Raw genomic sequence first — 21,913 nt, 5'->3', positions numbered from 1 at the left:
TAAAATAATGTGACGAAATAAAAAAGAGCTGATCAGATGAGCATGAAAGGTATCGATATCAGCAACCACCAGGCAGGCATCGACCTTGCCAGGGTTCCGTTTGACTTTGTGATCTGCAAGGCCACGGAAGGGACCGGCTTTGTGGACAGATACTGTGATGGATTTATACAGACAGCGCTTGGATTGGGAAGAAAGACAGGTGTGTATCACTACGCCACGGGAAAAAGCTCCGGCAGGGAAGAGGCAGCTTACTTCTACAGACAGATCAAAGGCTATGTGGGAACGTCTCTTTTGGCTTTGGACTGGGAGGGGAGAGCCGTGGAGAGAGGGCCCGCCTATGCGCTGGAGTTTCTGGACTCTCTCAGGGAACTGACAGGAGTCAAGGCGCTGATCTATATGAGTAAAAGCGTGTGCAGGACATACGACTGGAGCGCCGTAGCCGGCGGAGACTATGGACTGTGGTGCGCCCAGTATGCAGACAGTGATCCTACAGGATATCAGGAATCCCCCTGGACAGATGAGAAGGGAATGGGCGCCTTCCCTGCAATGGCAGTCTATCAGTACAGCTCCACGGGAAGACTGGATGGATATAGCGGCAATCTGGATCTGAACATTGCCTACATGGATGAGGCGGCCTGGGATCGGTATGCCAGTCCGGGCAAAGCCGGCGGGGAGCCGTCCGTTCCCCCGGCAGTAAAACCGGGGAATGCGGGAAAACTGAAAGTAGATGGCTCTTTCGGGCCGGCTACAGTCCGGAGGACACAGGAGTACTTTGGGACAGTGGCAGACGGAATTGTGAGTTTTCAGCCAATGTCCAACAAAAAGTACCTTCATTCTGCCTATGAGGGATGCTGGCAGTTTCTGAAGACAGGTTATGGCCCCGGCTCAGAGATGGTCCGGGACATGCAGAGAGCATTCGGCGCGGCCGTGGACGGCTGGGCCGGACGGGATACGGTCCTTCATATGCAGGCCTTTCTGGGTGTTGCCCGAGATGGCAGTATGGGGCCGAAGACGGTTTCCGCCTGGCAGTCCTGGCTGAATTCTCATTAAAAGCGGCGGAGGAATATACCTCCGCTGTCTGCCTTCTGGCTTTAAAAATAGAGTTGACATATAGGGAAATCTTGTGATATACTCAGTTTACAGATCAGCCGGAAATTCATTCCGGCAGTATATCTTATTTCTGACCGGCAGTGCACTGCTGCGTCTTCTGCGCGTGATCGCGCGGCATAATTCCGGAGCTCCACAGAACAGAGAATAAGACAGACGGAAGAAAAAGAAAATGTCAAAACTTTATTGACATTTGGGGGTAACTATAATACTATATTGTACATAGGAGCGAACATCCGTTCGTGTTGATAAGGAGAAAGAGATTATGGCAAGTGAAGATAAGAAGAAGGCACTGGATGCCGCTATAGCAAAACTTGAAAAAGATTTTGGGAAAGGCACGGTCATGAAGCTGGGCGATCCGAAGGCCCAGGTCCATGTGGAGACCATACCGACAGGCTCTCTGAGCCTGGATCTCGCGCTGGGGCTTGGCGGTGTGCCCAGAGGCCGTGTGGTTGAGGTGTACGGACCGGAGTCCAGTGGTAAGACCACCGTGGCTCTGCATATGATCGCGGAAGTGCAGAAGCGGGGAGGCATAGCAGGTTTCATTGATGCGGAGCATGCCCTTGATCCGGTGTACGCAAAGAATATTGGCGTGGATATTGATGAACTTTATATTTCCCAGCCGGACAGCGGTGACCAGGCACTGGAAATTGCAGAGACCATGGTCCGCTCCGGAGCTATGGATATCATTGTCATTGACTCTGTGGCCGCTCTTGTGCCCAGACAGGAGATAGAGGGAGATATGGGAGACAGCCATGTTGGCCTGCAGGCGAGACTTATGTCCCAGGCGCTGAGAAAGCTGACTCCTGTCATCAGCAAGTCCAACTGTGTGGTGATCTTTATCAACCAGCTCAGGGAGAAAGTTGGCGTTATGTTTGGCAATCCGGAGACCACGACAGGCGGACGCGCGCTGAAGTTCTACGCTTCCGTCCGCATGGATGTGAGAAGGACCGAGACTCTGAAGCAGGGCGGAGAGATCGTAGGAAACCACGTGCGCGTGAAGATCGTGAAGAACAAGATCGCACCTCCCTTCAAAGAGGCAGAGTTTGATATCATGTTCGGAAAAGGAATTTCCCGGGAGGGAGACATACTGGATCTTGCCACAGGCATTAACCTTGTCAGCAAGAGCGGTGCCTGGTATGCCTACAATGGGGATAAGATCGGACAGGGAAGAGAGAATGCCAAGAGTTATCTGACGGAGCATCCGGAGGTGATGGCTGAGCTGGAGGCGAAAGTGAGGGCTTACTATCATATCGACGGAAGTGAAGAAGAGACTGCGGAGAGCTCTGAGGCAGAGGAATAGAAGATGACAGTCACACAGATAGAAGCCATGTTCGGATCGAAATCCAAATACAGAGTGTATCTTGACGGACAGCCCGCCTTTGTTTTATACAAAGGCGAGCTGTCCCGCTATCATATACGGGAAGGATATCCCCTGGGAGAAAAAGAGTACGGGGATATCCGTGACATGCTCATAAAACGTGCCCGTATGCGGGCTATGAAGCTTTTGGAGATGTCGGACCGCTCGGAGGAAGCGCTGCGAAAGAAGCTGACAGACGGCGGATACCCGGAGGAGATCGTAGAAAATGCCCTTTCCTATGTGAAGTCTTTCGGCTATGTGGATGACAGCCGTCTGGCGGACCATATCGTGGCCAGCCGCAAAGGACAGAAGAGCAGGGCGGAGCTGCAGGCCTTCCTCCTCAGAAAGGGACTTTCCAGGGAACAGGCGCAGGAGGCGCTTGAAAAGTCCTATACACAGGACGACGCAAAGGAGGCGATCCGGCGTTTGGCGGAGAAAAAGCACTATGATCCGGAGCGTTCAACACCCCAGGAAAAGCAGAAAATATGCGCCTATCTTGTGCGCAAAGGCTTCCGCTATGAGGACGTCCGTCAAGTGATACAAGTTTCTGACTGGAATGCTTGACATCTTTGTGAAAACAGTATAAAATTTAACTGTTGTATTTGTACAATGAAAATTTAATAAGGAGGTGCTCCTGTGCCGAATGTTATAATCATTGCTGTGGCTGTGGTTCTCGTGATAGCAGCAGCGGTTATCAGTCATTTTGTGACAGTCTCCAATCTGAAGAACAATGCAGAGTCAAAGATTGGAAGTGCGGAGACAAAGGCTCGCGAGATCATTGATGACGCGGTCAAGACAGCAGAGGCCAAGAAAAAGGAATCCCTCTTGGAAATTAAGGAAGAATCTATCAGAACAAAGAATGAGCTCGAGAAAGAAACAAAAGAAAGAAGAGCAGAGTTACAGCGTTATGAAAAGAGAGTCCTCTCCAAGGAGGAGGCTTTGGACAAAAGGTCCGATGCCATGGAGAAACGAGAAGCAGGGTTTACAGCAAAGGAAGAACAGCTCAAAGCTCGCGAAGCGAAAGTAGAGGAGCTGAGCAGACAAAGAGTACAGGAACTAGAAAGAATCTCAGGACTAACCTCCGAACAGGCAAAAGAATATCTGTTAAAAACTGTTGAAGAAGATGTTAAACATGACACTGCGAAAATGATCAAAGAGTTGGAAGCGCAGGCAAAAGAGGAGGCGGACAAGAAGGCGAAAGAATACGTTGTCACCGCCATCCAGAGATGCGCTGCTGATCATGTGGCAGAAACTACGATTTCAGTCGTGCAGCTCCCCAGTGACGAGATGAAAGGGCGGATCATCGGACGTGAAGGAAGAAATATCCGTACTTTGGAAACACTCACCGGTGTAGAGCTGATCATTGACGATACACCCGAAGCGGTTGTATTATCCGGGTTCGATCCGATCAGACGTGAAGTTGCAAGGATCGCACTGGAAAAGCTGATCGTGGACGGGCGTATTCATCCGGCAAGAATTGAGGAGATGGTGGAGAAGGCCCAGAAAGAAGTAGAAGCAGTGATCCGTGAGGAAGGAGAGGCGGCGGCGCTTGAAGTCGGTGTACACGGAATCCATCCGGAACTGATACGGCTTCTGGGAAGAATGAAATTCCGGACCAGCTATGGACAGAATGCGCTGAAACATTCTATAGAAGTTGCGCAGCTGTCAGGGCTTCTCGCAGGGGAGATCGGACTGGATGTCCGCCTTGCGAAGCGGGCAGGGCTTTTACATGATATTGGCAAATCCATTGACCACGATGTGGAAGGATCACACATTCAGATCGGTGTTGAACTGTGCAGAAAGTACAAAGAATCACCGACCGTTATCAATGCAGTGGAAGCACATCACGGCGATGTTGAGCCGGAATCCCTGATCGCATGTATTGTCCAGGCGGCAGACACGATCTCTGCGGCAAGACCGGGTGCGAGAAGAGAGACGATTGAGACATACACAAACAGGTTAAAACAATTAGAAGATATCAGCAACCAGTTCAAGGGTGTTGAAAAATCTTTTGCTATTCAGGCAGGTAGAGAGATTCGTATTATGGTAGTTCCAGAGCAAGTATCTGATGCAGATATGGTATTACTGGCTAGGGATATTTCCAAGCAGATTGAATATGAGCTGGAATATCCGGGGCAGATAAAGGTGAATGTTATCCGGGAATCCAGGGTGACAGATTACGCCAAATAAATGTAAACCGAAAGCAGAAGACCAGCCTTAAAAGGCTGGTCTTTTTTTGCGGAAGATCTGATGAAAGCAGTAAAAGCGAAAGGAGAAAAGTATGAGTAATGAGATAACAAGAATAGATCGAAAACTGGCATATGAGGGAGCCGTGATCAATGTCTACCAGGATACAGTCCAGTTCCCGGACGGGCACACGGCCAAATGGGACTATATCCATCATGACGGCGCAGCGGCAGTGATACCTGTACTTTCGGACGGGAGGATACTGATGGTAAAACAGTACAGAAATGCGCTTGACAGATATACGCTGGAGATTCCTGCCGGAAAACTGGACGATCCCCATGAAGAGGGGATTGTCTGTGCCTCCAGGGAGCTGGAGGAGGAGACCGGATACCGGTGTGAGCACCTGGAGCCTCTGCTTGTGCTTCGGACAACCGTGGCGTTCTGCAATGAGAGGATAGAGGTCTTTGCAGCCAGAGATCTGATCCCTTCAAAGCAGCACCTGGACGAGGATGAATTTATAGATCTGCAGGCCTGCACGCTGGCAGAGCTGAAAGAGAAAATATTCGCAGGAGAGATACAGGACTCAAAGACAGTGGCAGCTATTCTCGCATATGCGGTAAAGTACAATAAAGAGTAGGACAGAGGGCATATTTCTTCCTCCCGGGCATATAATGAAATATCTTTGCGACAGGAGGAAGGAAGAGTGGGTATGCGCGGTCACGGGAGGATATTCCTGTTTTTATGTCTGACAGGTTTTGTGGCAGGGATCCTGTACGCCAACATGGGGGCGCGGGATTACATACTGGCAATAGGAATATTCAGTGATTATTTCCTGGAACAGTACGCCCAGGCGGAAATCCAGACTCAGGACTATTTCTGGTATATACTGTCAGTCCGCACCGGGTTGCTGGCGGTCATCGCGCTATTGGGTCAGATGAAGAGGATACGCAGGTGGATCGTGTCTGCAGCATTGGTCTGGACAGGCTTCCTCGGCGGCCTCTTTTTCACAGCAGCAGTGATCAAGCTGGGCCCGATGGGGATCGTGTTCTGCCTGGCAGCCATACTTCCGCAGGCCTTATTTTATATAGCGGGGTACGGGATTGTCCTCTGGTATTTTTACTCCTATCCGGGCTCAGCATGGAATTCTACTAAAACCATAGGTACTATTCTGACGATTGGAGTTGGAATTATATCGGAAAGTTATTTAACTCCGATTTTTCTGAAAATATTTCTAAAAACAATTTGATTTTTTTGTTATTTCTTCGTATAATTTAGAGTATACGATGGGAGATAAAAAGTATGGAAAAAATAGTATTAGAGTATGTAGAGTATTTAAAAGAAGTGAAGGGAATTTCTCTGAACACGGAGATGGCATACAGGCGTGACCTTATGAAGCTTGTCCGTTACCTCGACTCGCAGGGAATTCATGAAGTGGGGCAGATTACTGCTACAAATCTAAATTCCTATATGCTTCACATGGAGAAGCAGAAGCTCACCAATACGACCATATCGAGAAACGTAGCTTCGATCAAGGGATTTTTTAACTATCTGTTTAAGAAAAAATATATAAAAGAAGACGTATCAGAGGGGCTGACCAGTCCGAAGATTGAGCGCAGAGAGCCCAAGAGTGCCACAAAGGAAGACGTGGAGAAGGTTCTTGCTGTTCCCAACGGGAAGACGCCCAAGCTTCTGCGGGACAAGGCTATGATCGAACTGCTGTATTCCACAGGTATCATGGTGGAAGAGCTCGTAAGTCTTAAGATACAGGATGTGAATCTGGAGATGGGGTATCTGCAGTGTCATTTCCCTGGAAACCAGAACGCATATCCGATCGACAAACAGGCACTGAAGGCTATGAAAGCGTATTTGAAAAATGGACGCGAGCCTCTGCTGAAGGGACATGGATCAGATGTGCTCTTCCCCAATATCAGCGGCAGGAAGATGAGCCGTCAGGGATTCTGGAAGATTCTGAAGGGGTATGCAGCCAAGGCTGGTATTGAGGGGACAATTACTCCCAGTATGCTCCGTCATTCTTAATAAAAGCAAACAAGAAAGTTCTTGTAAAGGACCGGCAGTCGGCAGACGGCCGGTCTTGTTATATGTATGTGAAAAAAATGAAAATATGTGTGAAACCTGTTGCATGTGCGCAAGAATAGAGTTATAATATTGATAAATAATTAACAAAGCTGGATCAAAACAGCAAATCACAGAAAAGGAGATGCAGGAACAATGAGCAGATTTTGTTTACCAAGAGACATTTATCACGGAAAGGGAAGCCTGGAGGAACTGAAAAACCTGAAAGGCAAAAAAGCGATCCTTGTAGTGGGAGGCGGTTCCATGAAGCGTCAGGGTTTTTTGGATAAAGCGGTCAATTATCTGAAGGAAGCCGGTATGGAAGTTCAGACATTTGAAGGCGTGGAGCCGGATCCGTCTGTTGAGACTGTTATGAAAGGTGCAGAGGCAATGAGAGCTTTTGAGCCGGACTGGATCGTTGCCATGGGCGGAGGATCACCCATTGACGCTGCAAAAGCCATGTGGGCTTTCTATGAGTATCCGGATACAACTTTCGAGGATCTCTGCGTTCCCTTTAACTTCCCGGAACTGAGACAGAAAGCAAAATTTGCAGCTATCCCCTCTACATCAGGAACGGCTACAGAGGTGACAGCATTTTCCGTTATCACAAACTATCAGACTGGTGTGAAGTACCCGCTGGCTGACTTCAATATCACACCGGATATCGCCATTGTTGATCCGGATCTGGTAGCCGGACTTCCGGTAAAACAGGTTGCATACACAGGTATGGACGCGCTGACACATGCCATCGAGGCATATGTGTCCACACTCCACGGACCGTTTACTGATCCTCTTGCACTGCAGGCGATTGAGATGGTGCTGGATTATCTGCCTGCATCCTACAACTGCAACATGGAGGCGAGAGAGCAGATGCACTATGCACAGTGCCTGGCCGGAATGGCATTTTCCAATGCACTCCTCGGCATTGTTCACTCTATGGCACACAAGACAGGGGCTGCCTTCTCCACAGGACATATTCCGCACGGCTGCGCAAACGCTATCTATCTGCCCTACGTGATCAAGTACAACGCAAAGGATGCGACAGCGGCCAAGAGATATGCAGAGATCGCCCGGAGAATGGGACTGCCGGGAACATCTGAGAAAGCGCTCATCAACAGTCTGTGTGAGAAAATCGATGAGTTCAATGTCAGACTAAACATTCCGAAGACGCTGAAAGAGTTCGGCATCAATGAAGATGAGTTCAAAGAGAAAGTTGCGAATATTGCAGAGCTGGCTGTGGGCGATGCATGTACAGGTTCCAATCCGCGTGCCATTGATCCGGCTGCCATGGAGAAACTGCTCACATGTACATATTATGGAACAGAAGTTGACTTCTAAAATAATTTTACAGCAGCTATACAAGATCATGCGGACGGGCGCCCTCCAAAAGGCGCCTGTCTCATTTTAAATTATTAAAACAAAATAAGGGATAAATCATTGCTATTTCTCCATATTTGGATTATTATAAAATAAGTTTGATGATTAGGAGGATGCGAGATGTATAAGATACGGAAAGCTGAAAAACTGGCTGATAAGATCTATCTTATGGATGTAGAGGCGCCGCGTGTCGCAAGGCACTGTGAGCCAGGGCAGTTTGTGATAGTGAAATTGGATGAAAAGGGAGAAAGAATTCCTCTGACGATCTGCGACTATGACAGAGAGGAAGGGACCATCACCATTGTATTCCAGACGGTTGGTGCATCTACAGAGAAATTTGCAGCTCTGAAGGCAGGGGATGCTTTTCAGGACTTCACAGGACCCCTCGGATGTCCCTCTGAATTAGTCCATGAAGATATAGAGAGCCTGAAGCAGAAAAAGATCCTCTTTGTGGGAGGCGGCGTGGGTTCTGCCCCTGTCTATCCCCAGGTAAAATGGCTGAAAGAGCATGGTGTTGACGCAGATGTCATCATCGGAGCCAAGACAAAAGATATGCTCATTCTGGAAGATGAGATGAAGGCTGTGTCCGGGAATTACTATCCATGTACAGATGACGGCACATATGGACATGCAGGCATGGTCACAAGCATGATCGAGGAGCTGGTAAATGGAGGCAATAAGTATGACCTCTGTGTTGCCATCGGACCGGTGATCATGATGAAATTCACTTGTCTGCTCACAAAGAAACTGGAGATCCCGACTGTTGTCAGCATGAATCCCATCATGGTAGACGGAACAGGAATGTGCGGCGCCTGTCGTCTTCACGTGGGCGATGAGATCAAATTTGCCTGTGTAGATGGTCCGGAGTTTGATGGACATCTTGTGAATTTTGACGAGGCCATGAAGAGACAGCAGATGTACAAGACCCAGGAGGGCCGTGCGATGCTGAAATTGCAGGAAGGCGATACCCATCATGGCGGATGCGGCAACTGTGGAGGTGACGAATAATGGCTGATATGTTTAAAAGAGTTCCTGTCAGAGAGCAGGATGCGAAAGTAAGGGCGACAAACTTTGAGGAAGTATGTTACGGATATAATAAAGAAGAGGCAATGGAGGAAGCAGCTCGCTGCCTCAACTGTAAGAACGCAAAGTGTATCCAGGGATGTCCGGTATCTATCAATATCCCGGGATTTATCTCAAAGGTAAAAGACGGCGATATTGAGGGCGCATACAAGGTGATCGGTGAGTCCTCTGCCCTGCCGGCGATCTGTGGACGTGTATGTCCGCAGGAGTCCCAGTGCGAGTGCAAATGTGTCAGGGGCATTAAGGGAGATCCCGTCTCCATCGGAAAGCTGGAGCGTTTTGTGGCTGACTATGCCCTTGAAAATGATATCAAGCCCCAGAAAGCCGAGAAGATGAACGGACATAAAGTAGCTGTCATCGGTTCCGGCCCGTCAGGTCTTACCTGCGCCGGCGATCTTGCCAAGCTGGGATATGAGGTGACTGTATTTGAAGCTCTCCATGAGCTTGGAGGCGTGCTTGTGTACGGCATTCCTGAGTTCCGTCTTCCAAAAGAAAAGGTTGTGAAGAAAGAGATCGAGAAAGTAAAAGAGTTGGGCGTTAAGTTTGAGACAAATGTTGTGATCGGAAAATCCACAACAATTGACCAGCTGATGGAAGAAGAGAATTTCGAGGCTGTATTTATCGGTTCCGGAGCAGGACTTCCCATGTTCATGGGTATTCCCGGAGAGACAGCCAACGGCGTGTTCTCAGCCAATGAGTACCTGACAAGAAGCAACCTGATGAAGGCGTTTGACGATTCTTACGATACACCCATCGCGGCCGGCAAGAAAGTGGCTGTTGTGGGCGGTGGAAACGTGGCTATGGATGCAGCCAGGACAGCGCTTCGCCTGGGTGCTGAAGTACATGTTATATACCGCAGGAGCGAGGCAGAACTTCCGGCCAGAGTAGAGGAAGTTCACCACGCAAAAGAAGAGGGCGTTATCTTTAACCTGCTGACAAATCCAAAAGAAATCCTCGTAGATGAAAACGGCTGGGTAAAAGGCATGAAAGTAATCAAGATGGAGCTTGGTGAGCCGGATGCATCTGGAAGACGCCGCCCCATCGAGATTCCGGGATCCGAATACGAGATTGAGGTAGATACAGTGATCATGTCTCTTGGAACATCTCCGAATCCGCTGATCGCTTCTACTACAGAGGGGCTGGAGACAAACAGGAGAAAATGTATCGTGGCTGAGGAAGAGAACGGACAGACTTCCAAAGCCTGTGTATTTGCCGGCGGAGATGCAGTGACAGGAGCAGCCACAGTTATCCTTGCCATGGGCGCAGGAAAAGCAGGAGCCAAAGGTATCCACGAGCTGCTGTCGCAGAAATAAAACGTAAAAGGCAGTATAAGAAAAGAGCTGATCGGGAGAGGGATCGGGTTTGTACCGGGCCTCTCCCTTTTGTATATACTGGATTTCAGGTGTTGTCCCGGAAAGTCAGGCGCTTAAGGAGGAACAGAGCAGATGAAGATCACATTGATCACAGTGGGGAAAATAAAAGAAAAATATCTGAAGGATGCCATTGCTGAATACAGCAAGCGCCTTAGCCGATATTGTAAGCTGGAGATCATTGAGGTGGCAGATGAGAAGACACCGGATCAGGCCAGCGAGACTGTAGAGGAAGGGATCAGGGCAAAAGAAGGAGAGCGGATCCTGAAGTACATAAAAGATGACATGTATGTGGTCACTCTGGAGATTAGCGGCAAGATGCTCTCCTCCGAGGAGCTGGCAGAGAAGATCAACTCCCTTGGACTTGCAGGAAAGAGCAGCATAGCCTTTGTGATCGGCGGCTCCATAGGCCTGGGAAAAGAAGTGCTGTCAAGGTCCGACTATGCACTCAGTTTTTCAAAAATGACATTCCCGCATCAGCTTATGCGGGTGATCCTGCTGGAGCAGGTGTATCGGAGTTACAGGATCATCAGTGGATCACCATATCACAAATAAATGCGGTTTTTTCGCAGTTGGGTGCGATATGGCATGAGGTAATGGATAATTTATAAATGATTTGGAAAGAGAGTGGACAGATGATGTTCCGCTCTTTTTGTATGGGTAAGAAAGACAATGACAGGGAAATAAACGAATGGTATAATGAAGTAAACTGGGACGACAGATTGGAATTTGAGAAGATAAATGATATTAGAAACAGAACGTTTATATTTGAGAGAAATGAACCAAAATGATTTTGGAGATTTAGCGGAAATTTTACAAAATCCCAAAGTTATGTACGCTTACGAACATGATTTTTCAGACAATGATGTGCAAGAGTGGCTTGACCGACAAATAGAAAGATATAAAAAATACAGTTTTGGATTATGGGCGGTTACATTAAAAAATACTGATGAGATGATAGGACAGGCTGGTCTAACCATACAACCCTATAAGGGCATAGAGGTTTTAGAAATCGGATATTTGTTAAAAGAAAACTTTTGGCATAAGGGATATGCAAGTGAAGCGGCGAGTGGCTGTAAAAAATATGCTTTTGAACGATTAAACAGGGATAAGGTATATTCTATTATCAAATCAGATAACTATTCTTCTATGAAAGTAGCGGAAAGTATTGGTATGAAAAAAGAAGATGAATTTGTCACACAATACTACAATGGCGATATGCGCCATTTTCTGTATTCTGTTCACAGATAAAATCCAGCTTGTTAAACAGATAAATCCTAACTTGTAAAGGAGTAAAAAGTATATGATTTTATATCATGGAAGCAATGTTATAGTCCAAGAACCGCAGATATTGGGAAATGGTTTTTACAAAGATTTTGGATACGGTTTTTGCTGTACAATTTTAGAAAAGCAGGCAAAACGCTGGGCTTTGACAAAACGAAGAAAGCATATTGTGAATTTTTATGAATATTTACCTGATAAGGACCTGAACATAAAAAAGTTTAGTGAGATGACAGAGGAGTGGCTGCAATTTGTTGTAAACTGTCGGCTCGGTTTAAAACATGATTATGACATTGTTGAGGGACCAATGGCGGATGATACAATCTGGGATTATGTTGAGGATTATATGACTGAACGAATTTCGAAAGAGGCTTTCTGGGAACTGGTTAAGTTTAAGTATCCGACACATCAGATTGTATTCTGTACAGAGAAGGCATTACAGACTATCAAATTTGAAGGGAGTTATTCGCTATGACAAACAAATTTTTCCCGGAAGAGCAGATAACCGAGAATGATCTTTATTTTCTATGTTATATGATAGAACGTGTTGCAAGGAAATTGCATCAGAAAAACAAATATGTTGTTAATTCTATAACGAAAGATGAGTGGGTGCGTCTGATCAGCCTGGCTAATGTACTCCATTGTGAGAATCCTCTGAAAATTGAAGATGAATGGATTGAAGAGTATAAGCTGGTAAAAGGAAATTTTGATATAACGAATGTGGATTTGGAACTGGTAGACGAGATCCCATCAGAAACACAGATGGGGAAAGTATATACAAGACTGATTCTGTCAACGCTACAGCCGGAGGAAGACTATATTGATGGAATGATCCGAGTATATAATGATGAAATATGTGACACGATTGATAATTACAACAGCAGTGCATATTATGAACCGTCTTATGTAATAACAAGAGCCTATAATAATGGAGGATTTTAAAGAGCAGATGATCGCATTTGGAAGTGATATGGTGTGAGATAGTAAGGCATGTAAAGTATTTGGAAAGAGAGTGGACAGATGGTGTTCCGCTCTCTTTTCGTAGGAAAATGTTAGAAGAACTTATGAAAAAATCAGTTTAGCAAACTAGACAAAAGCAAATAGAATTTTGTGAAGGATGATATGAAGTGAACTATGATAAAAGATTTTCTGATAAGGCGATCAATTATTTGGAGAGAGTGAAAAAAACAGGAATAGAGAATAGACAAGAATTAGACGAATTATCCCGTCAAGCATATTCTGATTATAGGGGCGGGATGCTTTCTGAAAAAGAATATGGCAGTATATATGCGCATCTTATGGAATACCGATATCCAAGGTGACAGGGCCATTTTCGCTTAATGCAGAGGAAGAAGAATTATATCGATGGAATATTCGGGTGTACAATGATGAAATATAATAAGTAGGGATTGGCGTATTTATATGGATTTGGAAGAGAGTGGACAGGTGAAGTTCCACTCCCTTTTTGTATGAGTCAGAAATAAAATGACAGGGAAATACAGAGAGTGTTATAATAAGCTAAAGTGGCTTGACAACTCGGAAATTGTTGAGGTAAGACTGTATGAATACGCCTACATTGGAAACAGAGCGTTTGATTTTAAGAAAATTTACCAGACAAGATATGGAAGCGTTATATCTAATCCTCAAAGACGAGGAAGTGAATAAGTTTCTGCCGTGGTATCCTGTAAAAAATATAGAGGAGACAGAGAAATTTTATGAAGAAAGATATGCTTTAAAATATACACAGCCGCAAGGCTACGCATATGCTATCTGCCTGAAAGAAGATAATTTCCCAATAGGTTATATCAAAGTTGATATGGAAGAACACCATGACTTTGGTTATGGGTTGCGCAAGGAGTTTTGGCACAGGGGGATTGTTACAGAAGCAGGAAAAGCCGTTGTGGAACAGGTGAAAAAAGACGGGCTGCCATACATTACAGCAACCCATGACAGAAACAATCCGAGAAGCGGAAACGTCATGAAAAAAGTTGGCATGAAATACTGCTATTCCTATGAAGAACAATGGCAGCCTAAAGATTTTCTTGTCATATTCAGAATGTATCAGCTTAACTTTAATGACAACACAGATTTTGTATATAAAAAATATTGGGATGAATCGGATAATCACTTTGTCGAGATACTATGAACCGATAAATCCTAATCTGCGGAGGTAAAGATCATTTGAAAATAGTTCAAATAAAAGAACGGAGTCCTGTATTGATACAAAAATTATTAGATGTATTTAAGCAGTATGTTCCACAAGCCTTGAAAGATGTTCCTGTTCTTGTGATCGCAGAAAACGATAATGGAAATCCAATAGGGTTCATGGGCATTGCAGATAAAATGCTTGAAATGCTATTTGTTTCAAACGAATACAGAGGACAAGGGGCCGGGAAACAGTTACTGCAATATGGCATGGAAAATTATTCAATAAATGAACTGTCTGTAAATGAACAGAATCCTCTTGCGATAGGATTTTATGAATATATGGGGTTTGAAGTTTATAAACGAACAGAGTTGGACGAGCAGGGGAATCCGTATCCATTATTATATATGAGGAATTAAGATATGAGAAAGGTTAGTTTATTTATTGCAATGAGCCTTGATGGATATATTGCGGATAGCGAAGGTGGTGTCAGCTGGCTGACGGGGCAGGGCGACGATAGTGAAAATATTGATTCGTATTCTGAATTTGTAAAGGATATAGATACAATCTTAATGGGGAGAAATACGTATCATCAGCTTATCACCGAGCTTTCTCCTGATGTGTGGGTATATGACGATTTTATAACTTATGTGATTACGCATGGAGAGGACGCTTCTTCTGAAAAAATTATATTTACAAATGAAAATCCTGGTGACTTAATAAAAAAATTAAAGAAACAACGCGGAAAAGGAATTTGGATTTGCGGCGGAGCTGATATTGTTCAGCAGTTGGTGAACGAGAATTTGATTGATATTTACTATATTACTGTAATTCCAACCATTCGGAGAATTAACTCATTTGATAGGCGTTTTGACAACTAAAAATGACATTGGCAGTAATCTGGACACATCCCCTGTCAAAGCGTATACGTGGGCGGTTTTTCCGAATGAAGGTCCGTTCCCGTTTACTTTGCAGGATACAATGGCAAGGATCTATTCCGAATGGTTCTTGACATCAGATTATGAACTTGCAGAGTCGTTGTCTTTCTCATTTACGAAAATGGATGAAGAAAAACCTGACTATGCATACAGTGAAATCTGGGTTCCGGTCATAAAAAAGGAATGATCGTTGGTCATTTGGAAAACGCTAAGGAGATGATACAATAATGCACGAAAATGAAAAGATACAGTTATTTGAGAGCGCCCCCATTCCCAGGGCGGTGGCAAAGCTTGCCGTCCCGATGATCTTCAGCTCTCTTGTTATGGTGCTCTACAATATGGCGGACACCTATTTTGTGGGAATGATGAATGATCCGGTGGAGAATGCGGCGGTATCTCTTGCCTCGCCGGTGCTGCTGGCATTTAATGCGGTAAACAATCTCTTCGGTGTAGGCACATCCAGTATGATGAGCCGGGCACTGGGAAGAAAAGACTATAAGACGGTGTCGGAGAGTTCGGCTTTTGGTTTTTATTGCTCCCTTATAAGCGGCGTGCTCTTCGGACTACTGTGCGGTCTGCTGAACAGCCCGCTTCTGACGCTTATTGGGGCAGATAAGACGACCTGGGCGGCAACGCAGGGATATATGTTCTGGGCGGTATATCTGGGGGCTGCGCCTGCCATCCTCAATGTGGTCATGGCTTATCTGGTGCGCTCCGAGGGTGCAGCGATGCATGCCAGTATCGGGACGATGAGCGGCTGTATCCTCAATATTATCTTAGACCCGATCTTCATACTTCCGTGGGGGCTGAACATGGGAGCGGCAGGCGCGGGCCTTGCCACATTCCTTTCTAACTGTATGGCGTGCCTGTATTTCTTCGTACTTCTCTATGTGAAGCGGGGAAACACATTTGTCTGTATCGATCCGAGAAAGTTCCGTCTGAAAAAGAGGATTATTATTGAAGTGTGCGGTGTCGGTATTCCGGCTTCGATCCAGAATCTCCTGAATGTGACGGGCATGACGATACTCAATAACTTTACGTCTGTCTACGGCGCAGATGCGGTTGCGGCAATGGGGATTGCGTACAAGGTCTACATGGTCCCGATGCAGGTGGCGCTCGGTTTCTCGCAGGGAATCATGCCTCTGATAAGTTATACATTTGCCGCGGGGAGAATCAGGAGAATGAAGGATACCATTCTGTTTGCCCTGAAACTTATCGTGCCGGTACTGGCAGTGGTGACGATCGGATACTATGCAGGATCGGATGCGCTCATTGGACTGTTTATGAAGAATGAGACAATCATAGCGTACGGATCGACGTTCCTGAGAGGGTTCTGTCTGGGTATTGTATTCCTGAGTATTGATTTTCTGGCAGTCGGTGTGTTCCAGGCACTGGGACTTGGCAGGTACGCGCTTATATTTGCGATTATGAGAAAAGTCGTATTGGAGATCCCTGCCCTGATCATACTGAACCGGCTGTTCCCGCTCTACGGACTTGCCTATGCGCAGTTTGTGGCGGAACTGATCTTGAGCATCTGTGCAGTTGTGATGCTGAGGCATATCTTTAAAAAGTACGGAGAGAAAAAGAATGGTAATAAAAAAGACCGGACGGTAGACTGTAATTTGTAAGAACAGGAGACTTATTTATGAATTTAACAGGAGTTTTGGCGGGACTTAAGTATGCTGTATTCCTGTTATGATTGCATTTTTATCGCTCGTAATTAATGCCCCGTTCTCAAAAAGGGCAGAAAAGGCCAATACTCCGGACGGAGCAACTGGCTATGTGATGGCACGGGCAGATTATGATGGTAACTTCTATTGGACGCATGACTCTAAAAAATATGAGTATGCACTTGAAGATTACGGTTTATCTCCTGAGAATTATGAATTCGGCGATGAAGTAAAAGTGTATGTAAATGATGCACAGGATATTATTAAAGTGACTGAAGAAGAGGATTCCAATATTAGAAATATAGAAGTTGGCGTCGGGGGGATTGGTGCTATTTTAGTTCCGGTTTTACTCATTCTCTGTGTTTATATGCCAATAGCATATCACACCTTTGGAAAACCATGGATAAAGTTTTATAGAGAATTTAAAAACAGGTGAATTGGAAGGGAGGTAAAGTAATGGGATTATTTGATAAGTTAAAAGGGAAAAAAGAGAGCGTCGATTGGAGTGATGCTTATAACGCCACACCAAAATTCTATGGAAAACCTGATGGTAGTCCGTTTGGCGCAATAGCTTTAACTGAGGGCACTAAAACAGCATTACCTAAAAATCCACAGTCAGAGTATAAAGTTGATGGAAAGCCGGTAGCGGAGTGGAAGCTGGTGCTTGTTAGTACATCTAAAGATACAATTATAGGTGATGCCGATTATTTTGTAGCTTTGAAAAAAGTCGAACAGTATTCACTTGATACAAATAAAAACGCAATATTGGTTAAAGAACTTTCTTTAGTAGAATTGGAAAGTTTAAAAGGATAAAGGTATCTGCCGATCCTGATATAAGGAGGAAAGGAAAATGGCAATAGATAATGCGAATGTTATTGATGGCATAGCGATAGATCAAAATAGAAGCACATCTTAGTTAAAAAATCTTGATTTGAAAGGAATGTTGCATATGGATTTTCCTTTTTATGATGCACCTGATACAGCCACGATAATCTGCTGCCATATTATAGACGATGACGAACCCATTTTATATGTATCACATGATGAAGATGATGGGATGTGGCAATTCTTGTGTGGTTCAAGACATGATATAGATGAAGCGAGAGTGGTATCTCTAAAAGAAGTGTTCGATTTAGACAATTCTGTAGGTGTTCTTAAAGACATGCCATGTGGTTATTATGCAGAAAGAAGAACACAAAATGATAATTGGCTTGTAAAGAAGCGATAAATCCTGATTTACGGAGGACACTATGAAAGAATATACCTACGTTACTTTAAGACAAAAGCCGGAATTAAAAGAAAAAGCGGCTGCATGGTTTCATGAGAAATGGAAAGTGCCGCAAGAGGCTTATCTTGAGTGTATGGAAGCCTATCTTAATTATGAAACAGAATACGGTTGGTATCTTTGTTTAGACAGAGAGTGCATTGTAGGCGGCCTTGGCGTGATTGAAAATGATTTTCATGACAGGAAAGACCTTAAGCCAAATGTATGTGCGGTATATACGGAAAAGGAATATCGTTGTCAAGGGATCGCAGGACAACTGCTGGATATAGTTGTGAAAGATATGAAGTCTAAAGGAATTACTCCAATCTATTTGATTACAGATCATGAGAGTTTTTATGAAAGATACGGCTGGGAATTTCTGTGTATGGTTCAAGGGGACAATGAGCTTAATATGACAAGAATGTATATTCACAGATAAATTTCGGTTATCAAGGAGTTAAGTAGAGCAAAAGTCCTAAGTTGCAGAGCAGAAAAGTGGAATTTGTAGTGGGGCAAATAATATGATATTACACAATGATATATGTAGTATAAATATCTCCATAGATACAACATACACTGTTGAGTCAACGGATAATAAACCATATGATTTGGTGATAAATCCAAGGCACTTAAAACATAGTGATATGTATAAGGTTTTTTCTATACAAATAGATTTGTTCAGCAAAGCAATCAGCATTGCATTGATAGGCGATTTTTATAGCTATGACAAAGATTGTGCTGTGCTTGAGGATAAAATTTTAACCATCTTACAAAATGACGCTATTGTTCAGTTGAATATAAATGATGGTACTATGATAAAGTTCAAAGAATTTGATTGTTTTGGCTGTAATTATGGAATATACAGAGTACAGAACGGTTATATCGTTTATGGAGAAATAGAAATAACCATGTTAGACTTTAATTTCAATAAGAAATGGTCATTTTCGGGTAAAGATATATTTGTATCTATGTCAGATAAAAAGGCATTTGAGTTATGTGAGAACTCAATTAAGCTACATGATTTTGAAGGAAATTTTTATGAAATTGATTTTTCAGGAAAGTTGATAAGTAAAGTGTAATATATAGACAAATCCTAACTTGTCGAATGGAAAATACCAATTTATCTGCACACAAGATTACATTGATATTGATCCTTTATATTTGCATGAACTGGAAATTTCGTTTTCCAGGAGAGAAGGTGGCTCGATGAATAATCAGTTTATACAAAGGGTAATTTTCAATTGGGATAAAATTGATAACAACAGTTACTTGAAGAAAATAGAAGCGTTTAAGGGAATTGAGAGGCTTGATTTTAATAAGCCGGTTACTTTTTTTGTTGGAGAAAATGGCAGTGGTAAATCAACATTACTGGAAGCCCTTGCTGTAGCCTATGGATTTAATCCAGAAGGCGGAACAAAGAATTATGTTTTTTCTACACATGATACGCACTCAGAATTGTATGATGCAATAACCATTTCCAGAGGATACAGGAAAGAAAAATGGGGCTATTTCCTTAGAGCTGAAAGTTTCTATAATGTTGCAACGCAGGAAGAGGAATATGCTGATATAAGTCATCCCTCAGCTAAATATCACAAAATGTCACATGGAGAGAGTTTCCTGGCACTAGCGCAGAATAATCTGCGGGCAAATGGTTTATATCTTTTTGATGAGCCGGAAGCAGCATTGTCTCCTCAGAGACAGCTTACATTGTTAATGGAAATACATAGGTGCGCAAAGGAAGGGGCACAGTTTTTTATAGTTACGCATTCCCCCATTCTATTAGGGATACCCGATGCCGATATATACAGTTTTGAAAATGGAAGAATACATTTATGTGAGTACGAGGAAACAGAAAGTTATCAAGTTACAGAAATGTTCATAAACAATAGACTTTTATTACTGGACAGACTATTAAAGAGGGACAGCTTATAAAGAATCAGAAAACCTGGAATTGTGGAGGATAAATCAAAATGTTTCAAGAATTAGGAATTAGTGCCGGTACAGCAATCATTGTACTGATTGCATTATATTTTGTTATTAAATGGGCTGTAAAAAATGGAATAAAAGAAGCTTATAAAAATATAACAGGTAAAAAGCTATCAGAAGATTTACAACTTGAAGCACTACTGAAAAAAGAGAATGGTGAAGACAATGAATAAAATGATTGCATATTGTGGACTGAATTGTGAAAACTGTGATGCATATCTTGCGACAATTAATGATGACCAGGAGTTGCGAATAAAAACGGCAAAGCAATGGGCTGAATTGAATCATGCACCTATTCTTCCCGAACATATTAACTGCCAGGGGTGTCGTGTCGACGGAGCGAAAACTGTATTTTGTGATAGTATGTGCGGCGTTCGTCAGTGTGCATTGAAAAAGGGCGTTGCTACTTGTGGCGACTGTCTGGATTTAGAAAGCTGTCCTACTGTTGGAGCGATCCTGGAGAACAATCCGGCTGCTTTGAAGAATTTGAAAGAATGAATGAAGCAAAGTCTTTGGACAGGGAGTGGACAGAAGATGCGGCGACAGGATATCAGAGAGACAGTTTATAGATATATTGCGGAACAAATGAATTGCAGCATGCAGGATTTACATACGGGTGAAACGGTTTTTATTGAGGATGCTACGAAACCAGAGAAGTATATAAAAATTCTCAGTGTTGGAGATACAGATATTATTACGTTGTCTTCAGATATGTTTTCTGATGGAAAGAGGCACCTTGACGGAAAAAGCCGGGATGAGCTATATGAAAGTCATTATGTGTTTGGTCAGACACTTTATTATGTCCCGGATATGAACCAGATGGAACGATTGCCTTTTATTGAAGGCTATACGTATGAATTAGTCGTTGCCGATGAAATACGGAAACTATATGGGATAAAAGGATTTGATAATTCACTGTCATTCGATGAAAATGGCAATACTTCGACATGCATTGTTCTCTACGCTAAGAAAGATAAGGATATTATTGCATTAGCAGGGGCGTCCTATGTAAATAGCGAACTGCGGGAAGTTGGAATTGATGTTAAGAAGGAGTTTCGAGGGAAAAAACTGGCTTCTCTATTGGTACGTAATCTGACTGTTGAAATATTGAAACAAGGGAAAATACCGTTTTACAGTGCTTCAGTAACCAATATCGCATCACAGGCAGTTGCCATCCGAAGCGGTTATATGCCTTTATGGACGGATACATTTGGTGTTCGGGATATTTCATTTTGCAAATAGCAGGAATAAAAGTTTAGATCTGAAATGGAGAGGTGTTTTATGAGACGAGAGTTAGGAATTGCCCGCTGTGGCCTTGCCTGTTGTTTGTGCTCTGAAAATGAGACGTGTGCCGGCTGCGATTCGGGTGAATGTCCGGATAAGGAGTGGTGTGAAAACAGGAAATGTTCAATTTCTAAAGGGATTGAGCATTGTTATGAGTGCAAGGATAAATGCACAAAAGGCTTGTTAAGTAAAATAAAACCATTTGTATTCACAGAATTTGCCAGAAGGTATGGAGAGGATTACCTTTTGGACTGTCTTGAAAGGAATGAGAAAAATGGAGTGATTTATCACCGCGAAGGCATAAATGGTGATTATGACGATTTCGATGACGTGGACGCGCTGATAGAATATATAAAAACCGGACATAGATAGATCTGGAATTGCTTTTGTATGGACAAAGGCAGGTAACAGCTTTTGATCAGAAGGGGAATTATGGAATTGATTCAAATTATCATTCTTGTACTAATTATATATATTCCAGTAATTGTATTGATTTCACTCATACGTGCACTTTTTAGTACCAGGAAAGGGAAGGCATATGCCAAAGAAAAATTTAAGGATATTTTCCTGCATTTTTTCCTGGAACTATTAAATCCGTTTAACTGGTTTTTATAAGACACTCTAAAGTCGCATTAGTAATATGTTTCGGTTTGATTATTTTAGCTGTGGTAAATGGGATGACGGGATTTATAAATTCTACGATTTCACTTGGCGGCACAGCCGTCTGTGTTATCGGATTTTCTATGGCGATATTTGCGATTATAGTATTAGAAAAAGAAAGAACAAA

General features: G+C 43.7%; 30 protein-coding genes. All 30 read left to right on the top strand.

Annotated elements, in window-relative coordinates; translation table 11 throughout:
* Positions 1-36: 36 nt before the first annotated feature.
* The 30 genes from INF30_RS02420 to INF30_RS02275 all read left to right on the top strand — a co-directional run bounded on the left by INF30_RS02420 (position 37) and on the right by INF30_RS02275 (position 21,498).
* Entirely contained in the window at positions 37-1,050 is a 1,014-nt protein-coding gene (locus INF30_RS02420; RefSeq protein ID WP_076777321.1) for a GH25 family lysozyme, read from the top strand.
* 322 nt (positions 1,051-1,372) lie between these two features.
* On the top strand, positions 1,373-2,410 hold the full coding sequence (recA, locus tag INF30_RS02415) for a recombinase RecA (RefSeq protein ID WP_226394117.1): 1,038 nt from the start codon (positions 1,373-1,375) through the stop codon (positions 2,408-2,410).
* Between the two features lie 3 nt (positions 2,411-2,413).
* Positions 2,414-3,031, top strand: a complete 618-nt coding sequence (locus INF30_RS02410) for a regulatory protein RecX (RefSeq protein ID WP_226394116.1) — start codon at positions 2,414-2,416, stop codon at positions 3,029-3,031.
* 72 nt (positions 3,032-3,103) lie between these two features.
* A complete protein-coding gene (gene rny / locus INF30_RS02405) occupies positions 3,104-4,657 on the top strand; it encodes a ribonuclease Y (RefSeq protein ID WP_076777324.1) in 1,554 nt (517 codons plus the stop codon).
* Between the two features lie 91 nt (positions 4,658-4,748).
* Positions 4,749-5,291, top strand: a complete 543-nt coding sequence (locus INF30_RS02400; RefSeq protein ID WP_076777325.1) for an NUDIX domain-containing protein — start codon at positions 4,749-4,751, stop codon at positions 5,289-5,291.
* Between the two features lie 66 nt (positions 5,292-5,357).
* The gene (locus INF30_RS02395) at positions 5,358-5,900 is read left to right on the top strand and encodes a stage II sporulation protein M (RefSeq protein ID WP_226394115.1); all 543 of its coding nucleotides are present in this window, start codon (positions 5,358-5,360) and stop codon (positions 5,898-5,900) included.
* A 53-nt stretch (positions 5,901-5,953) separates the two neighbouring features.
* Positions 5,954-6,691: a tyrosine-type recombinase/integrase gene (locus INF30_RS02390; RefSeq protein WP_076777327.1), complete on the top strand. Its 738-nt coding sequence runs from the start codon at positions 5,954-5,956 to the stop codon at positions 6,689-6,691.
* Positions 6,692-6,883: 192 nt separating this feature from the next.
* A complete protein-coding gene (locus tag INF30_RS02385; protein WP_226394114.1) occupies positions 6,884-8,065 on the top strand; it encodes an iron-containing alcohol dehydrogenase in 1,182 nt (393 codons plus the stop codon).
* A gap of 159 nt (positions 8,066-8,224) precedes the next feature.
* Positions 8,225-9,112 (top strand): sulfide/dihydroorotate dehydrogenase-like FAD/NAD-binding protein, encoded by an 888-nt coding sequence (locus INF30_RS02380; RefSeq protein ID WP_226394113.1) that lies wholly within the window; start codon positions 8,225-8,227, stop codon positions 9,110-9,112.
* Positions 9,112-10,500 (top strand): NADPH-dependent glutamate synthase, encoded by a 1,389-nt coding sequence (gene gltA / locus INF30_RS02375; protein ID WP_226394112.1) that lies wholly within the window; start codon positions 9,112-9,114, stop codon positions 10,498-10,500. The genes INF30_RS02380 and gltA overlap by 1 nt, the downstream gene beginning before the upstream one ends.
* Before the next feature lie 132 nt (positions 10,501-10,632).
* The gene (rlmH, locus tag INF30_RS02370) at positions 10,633-11,112 is read left to right on the top strand and encodes a 23S rRNA (pseudouridine(1915)-N(3))-methyltransferase RlmH (protein ID WP_076777331.1); all 480 of its coding nucleotides are present in this window, start codon (positions 10,633-10,635) and stop codon (positions 11,110-11,112) included.
* A 186-nt stretch (positions 11,113-11,298) separates the two neighbouring features.
* A complete protein-coding gene (locus INF30_RS02365) occupies positions 11,299-11,808 on the top strand; it encodes a GNAT family N-acetyltransferase (protein WP_226394111.1) in 510 nt (169 codons plus the stop codon).
* A gap of 52 nt (positions 11,809-11,860) precedes the next feature.
* Positions 11,861-12,313, top strand: coding sequence for a DUF3990 domain-containing protein (locus INF30_RS02360; RefSeq protein WP_226394110.1), 453 nt, complete (start codon positions 11,861-11,863; stop codon positions 12,311-12,313).
* Positions 12,310-12,780 (top strand): hypothetical protein, encoded by a 471-nt coding sequence (locus tag INF30_RS02355; RefSeq protein WP_076777334.1) that lies wholly within the window; start codon positions 12,310-12,312, stop codon positions 12,778-12,780. Before INF30_RS02360 ends, INF30_RS02355 begins: the two co-directional genes overlap by 4 nt.
* Positions 12,781-12,965: 185 nt before the next feature.
* Positions 12,966-13,160, top strand: a complete 195-nt coding sequence (locus INF30_RS02350) for a hypothetical protein (RefSeq protein ID WP_226394109.1) — start codon at positions 12,966-12,968, stop codon at positions 13,158-13,160.
* A gap of 239 nt (positions 13,161-13,399) precedes the next feature.
* Positions 13,400-13,984: a GNAT family N-acetyltransferase gene (locus tag INF30_RS02345; protein ID WP_226394108.1), complete on the top strand. Its 585-nt coding sequence runs from the start codon at positions 13,400-13,402 to the stop codon at positions 13,982-13,984.
* 35 nt (positions 13,985-14,019) lie between these two features.
* Positions 14,020-14,403, top strand: coding sequence for a GNAT family N-acetyltransferase (locus tag INF30_RS02340; RefSeq protein WP_226394107.1), 384 nt, complete (start codon positions 14,020-14,022; stop codon positions 14,401-14,403).
* 3 nt (positions 14,404-14,406) lie between these two features.
* Positions 14,407-14,865 carry a dihydrofolate reductase family protein gene (locus INF30_RS02335; RefSeq protein ID WP_408639744.1) on the top strand — a complete coding sequence of 153 codons (459 nt, stop codon included), beginning with the start codon at positions 14,407-14,409 and terminating at the stop codon, positions 14,863-14,865.
* The gene (locus INF30_RS02330) at positions 14,843-15,109 is read left to right on the top strand and encodes a GyrI-like domain-containing protein (protein ID WP_330601209.1); all 267 of its coding nucleotides are present in this window, start codon (positions 14,843-14,845) and stop codon (positions 15,107-15,109) included. Before INF30_RS02335 ends, INF30_RS02330 begins: the two co-directional genes overlap by 23 nt.
* Positions 15,110-15,149: 40 nt before the next feature.
* Positions 15,150-16,550, top strand: a complete 1,401-nt coding sequence (locus INF30_RS02325) for an MATE family efflux transporter (RefSeq protein WP_226394106.1) — start codon at positions 15,150-15,152, stop codon at positions 16,548-16,550.
* Positions 16,551-16,617: 67 nt separating this feature from the next.
* Positions 16,618-17,028 (top strand): hypothetical protein, encoded by a 411-nt coding sequence (locus INF30_RS02320; protein ID WP_226394105.1) that lies wholly within the window; start codon positions 16,618-16,620, stop codon positions 17,026-17,028.
* A 20-nt stretch (positions 17,029-17,048) separates the two neighbouring features.
* Complete coding sequence (locus INF30_RS02315) at positions 17,049-17,405, top strand: DUF4299 domain-containing protein (RefSeq protein WP_226394104.1); 357 nt, start codon at positions 17,049-17,051, stop codon at positions 17,403-17,405.
* A 136-nt stretch (positions 17,406-17,541) separates the two neighbouring features.
* Positions 17,542-17,820: a hypothetical protein gene (locus INF30_RS02310; protein ID WP_070088316.1), complete on the top strand. Its 279-nt coding sequence runs from the start codon at positions 17,542-17,544 to the stop codon at positions 17,818-17,820.
* Positions 17,821-17,842: 22 nt separating this feature from the next.
* Positions 17,843-18,295: a GNAT family N-acetyltransferase gene (locus tag INF30_RS02305; RefSeq protein WP_226394103.1), complete on the top strand. Its 453-nt coding sequence runs from the start codon at positions 17,843-17,845 to the stop codon at positions 18,293-18,295.
* An 82-nt stretch (positions 18,296-18,377) separates the two neighbouring features.
* Positions 18,378-18,935, top strand: a complete 558-nt coding sequence (locus INF30_RS02300) for a hypothetical protein (RefSeq protein ID WP_226394102.1) — start codon at positions 18,378-18,380, stop codon at positions 18,933-18,935.
* 127 nt (positions 18,936-19,062) lie between these two features.
* Positions 19,063-19,788 carry an AAA family ATPase gene (locus INF30_RS02295; protein ID WP_226394101.1) on the top strand — a complete coding sequence of 242 codons (726 nt, stop codon included), beginning with the start codon at positions 19,063-19,065 and terminating at the stop codon, positions 19,786-19,788.
* Between the two features lie 38 nt (positions 19,789-19,826).
* On the top strand, positions 19,827-20,015 hold the full coding sequence (locus tag INF30_RS02290) for a DUF6019 family protein (RefSeq protein ID WP_076777336.1): 189 nt from the start codon (positions 19,827-19,829) through the stop codon (positions 20,013-20,015).
* The gene (locus tag INF30_RS02285) at positions 20,008-20,340 is read left to right on the top strand and encodes a DUF3795 domain-containing protein (RefSeq protein ID WP_226394100.1); all 333 of its coding nucleotides are present in this window, start codon (positions 20,008-20,010) and stop codon (positions 20,338-20,340) included. Before INF30_RS02290 ends, INF30_RS02285 begins: the two co-directional genes overlap by 8 nt.
* Positions 20,341-20,376: 36 nt before the next feature.
* On the top strand, positions 20,377-21,084 hold the full coding sequence (locus INF30_RS02280) for a GNAT family N-acetyltransferase (protein WP_076780825.1): 708 nt from the start codon (positions 20,377-20,379) through the stop codon (positions 21,082-21,084).
* Between the two features lie 39 nt (positions 21,085-21,123).
* Entirely contained in the window at positions 21,124-21,498 is a 375-nt protein-coding gene (locus tag INF30_RS02275) for a DUF3795 domain-containing protein (protein ID WP_226394099.1), read from the top strand.
* The last annotated feature ends 415 nt before the right edge of the window (positions 21,499-21,913 follow it).

The organism is Claveliimonas monacensis, assembly GCF_014982975.1.
GTDB classification, from domain to species: Bacteria; Bacillota; Clostridia; order Lachnospirales; family Lachnospiraceae; genus Claveliimonas; species Claveliimonas monacensis.
This window is presented reverse-complemented; position numbering and strand designations above follow the sequence as displayed.

Bases quoted from the DNA above. Each gene is read 5' to 3' on its own strand.
- recA (WP_226394117.1), top strand. From the start codon at position 1,373: ATGGCAAGTGAAGATAAGAAGAAGGCACTGGATGCCGCTATAGCAAAA.
- gltA (WP_226394112.1), top strand. From the start codon at position 9,112: ATGGCTGATATGTTTAAAAGAGTTCCTGTCAGAGAGCAGGATGCGAAA.
- INF30_RS02280 (WP_076780825.1), top strand. From the start codon at position 20,377: ATGCGGCGACAGGATATCAGAGAGACAGTTTATAGATATATTGCGGAA.
- INF30_RS02355 (WP_076777334.1), top strand. From the start codon at position 12,310: ATGACAAACAAATTTTTCCCGGAAGAGCAGATAACCGAGAATGATCTT.
- INF30_RS02365 (WP_226394111.1), top strand. From the start codon at position 11,299: ATGATATTAGAAACAGAACGTTTATATTTGAGAGAAATGAACCAAAAT.
- INF30_RS02290 (WP_076777336.1), top strand. From the start codon at position 19,827: ATGTTTCAAGAATTAGGAATTAGTGCCGGTACAGCAATCATTGTACTG.
- INF30_RS02325 (WP_226394106.1), top strand. From the start codon at position 15,150: ATGCACGAAAATGAAAAGATACAGTTATTTGAGAGCGCCCCCATTCCC.
- INF30_RS02285 (WP_226394100.1), top strand. From the start codon at position 20,008: ATGAATAAAATGATTGCATATTGTGGACTGAATTGTGAAAACTGTGAT.
- INF30_RS02385 (WP_226394114.1), top strand. From the start codon at position 6,884: ATGAGCAGATTTTGTTTACCAAGAGACATTTATCACGGAAAGGGAAGC.
- INF30_RS02275 (WP_226394099.1), top strand. From the start codon at position 21,124: ATGAGACGAGAGTTAGGAATTGCCCGCTGTGGCCTTGCCTGTTGTTTG.
- INF30_RS02315 (WP_226394104.1), top strand. From the start codon at position 17,049: ATGGGATTATTTGATAAGTTAAAAGGGAAAAAAGAGAGCGTCGATTGG.
- INF30_RS02295 (WP_226394101.1), top strand. From the start codon at position 19,063: ATGAATAATCAGTTTATACAAAGGGTAATTTTCAATTGGGATAAAATT.
- INF30_RS02380 (WP_226394113.1), top strand. From the start codon at position 8,225: ATGTATAAGATACGGAAAGCTGAAAAACTGGCTGATAAGATCTATCTT.
- INF30_RS02400 (WP_076777325.1), top strand. From the start codon at position 4,749: ATGAGTAATGAGATAACAAGAATAGATCGAAAACTGGCATATGAGGGA.
- INF30_RS02420 (WP_076777321.1), top strand. From the start codon at position 37: ATGAGCATGAAAGGTATCGATATCAGCAACCACCAGGCAGGCATCGAC.
- INF30_RS02305 (WP_226394103.1), top strand. From the start codon at position 17,843: ATGAAAGAATATACCTACGTTACTTTAAGACAAAAGCCGGAATTAAAA.
- INF30_RS02320 (WP_226394105.1), top strand. From the start codon at position 16,618: ATGATTGCATTTTTATCGCTCGTAATTAATGCCCCGTTCTCAAAAAGG.
- INF30_RS02310 (WP_070088316.1), top strand. From the start codon at position 17,542: ATGGATTTTCCTTTTTATGATGCACCTGATACAGCCACGATAATCTGC.
- INF30_RS02390 (WP_076777327.1), top strand. From the start codon at position 5,954: ATGGAAAAAATAGTATTAGAGTATGTAGAGTATTTAAAAGAAGTGAAG.
- INF30_RS02410 (WP_226394116.1), top strand. From the start codon at position 2,414: ATGACAGTCACACAGATAGAAGCCATGTTCGGATCGAAATCCAAATAC.
- INF30_RS02300 (WP_226394102.1), top strand. From the start codon at position 18,378: ATGATATTACACAATGATATATGTAGTATAAATATCTCCATAGATACA.
- INF30_RS02345 (WP_226394108.1), top strand. From the start codon at position 13,400: ATGAATACGCCTACATTGGAAACAGAGCGTTTGATTTTAAGAAAATTT.
- rlmH (WP_076777331.1), top strand. From the start codon at position 10,633: ATGAAGATCACATTGATCACAGTGGGGAAAATAAAAGAAAAATATCTG.
- INF30_RS02335 (WP_408639744.1), top strand. From the start codon at position 14,407: ATGAGAAAGGTTAGTTTATTTATTGCAATGAGCCTTGATGGATATATT.
- INF30_RS02360 (WP_226394110.1), top strand. From the start codon at position 11,861: ATGATTTTATATCATGGAAGCAATGTTATAGTCCAAGAACCGCAGATA.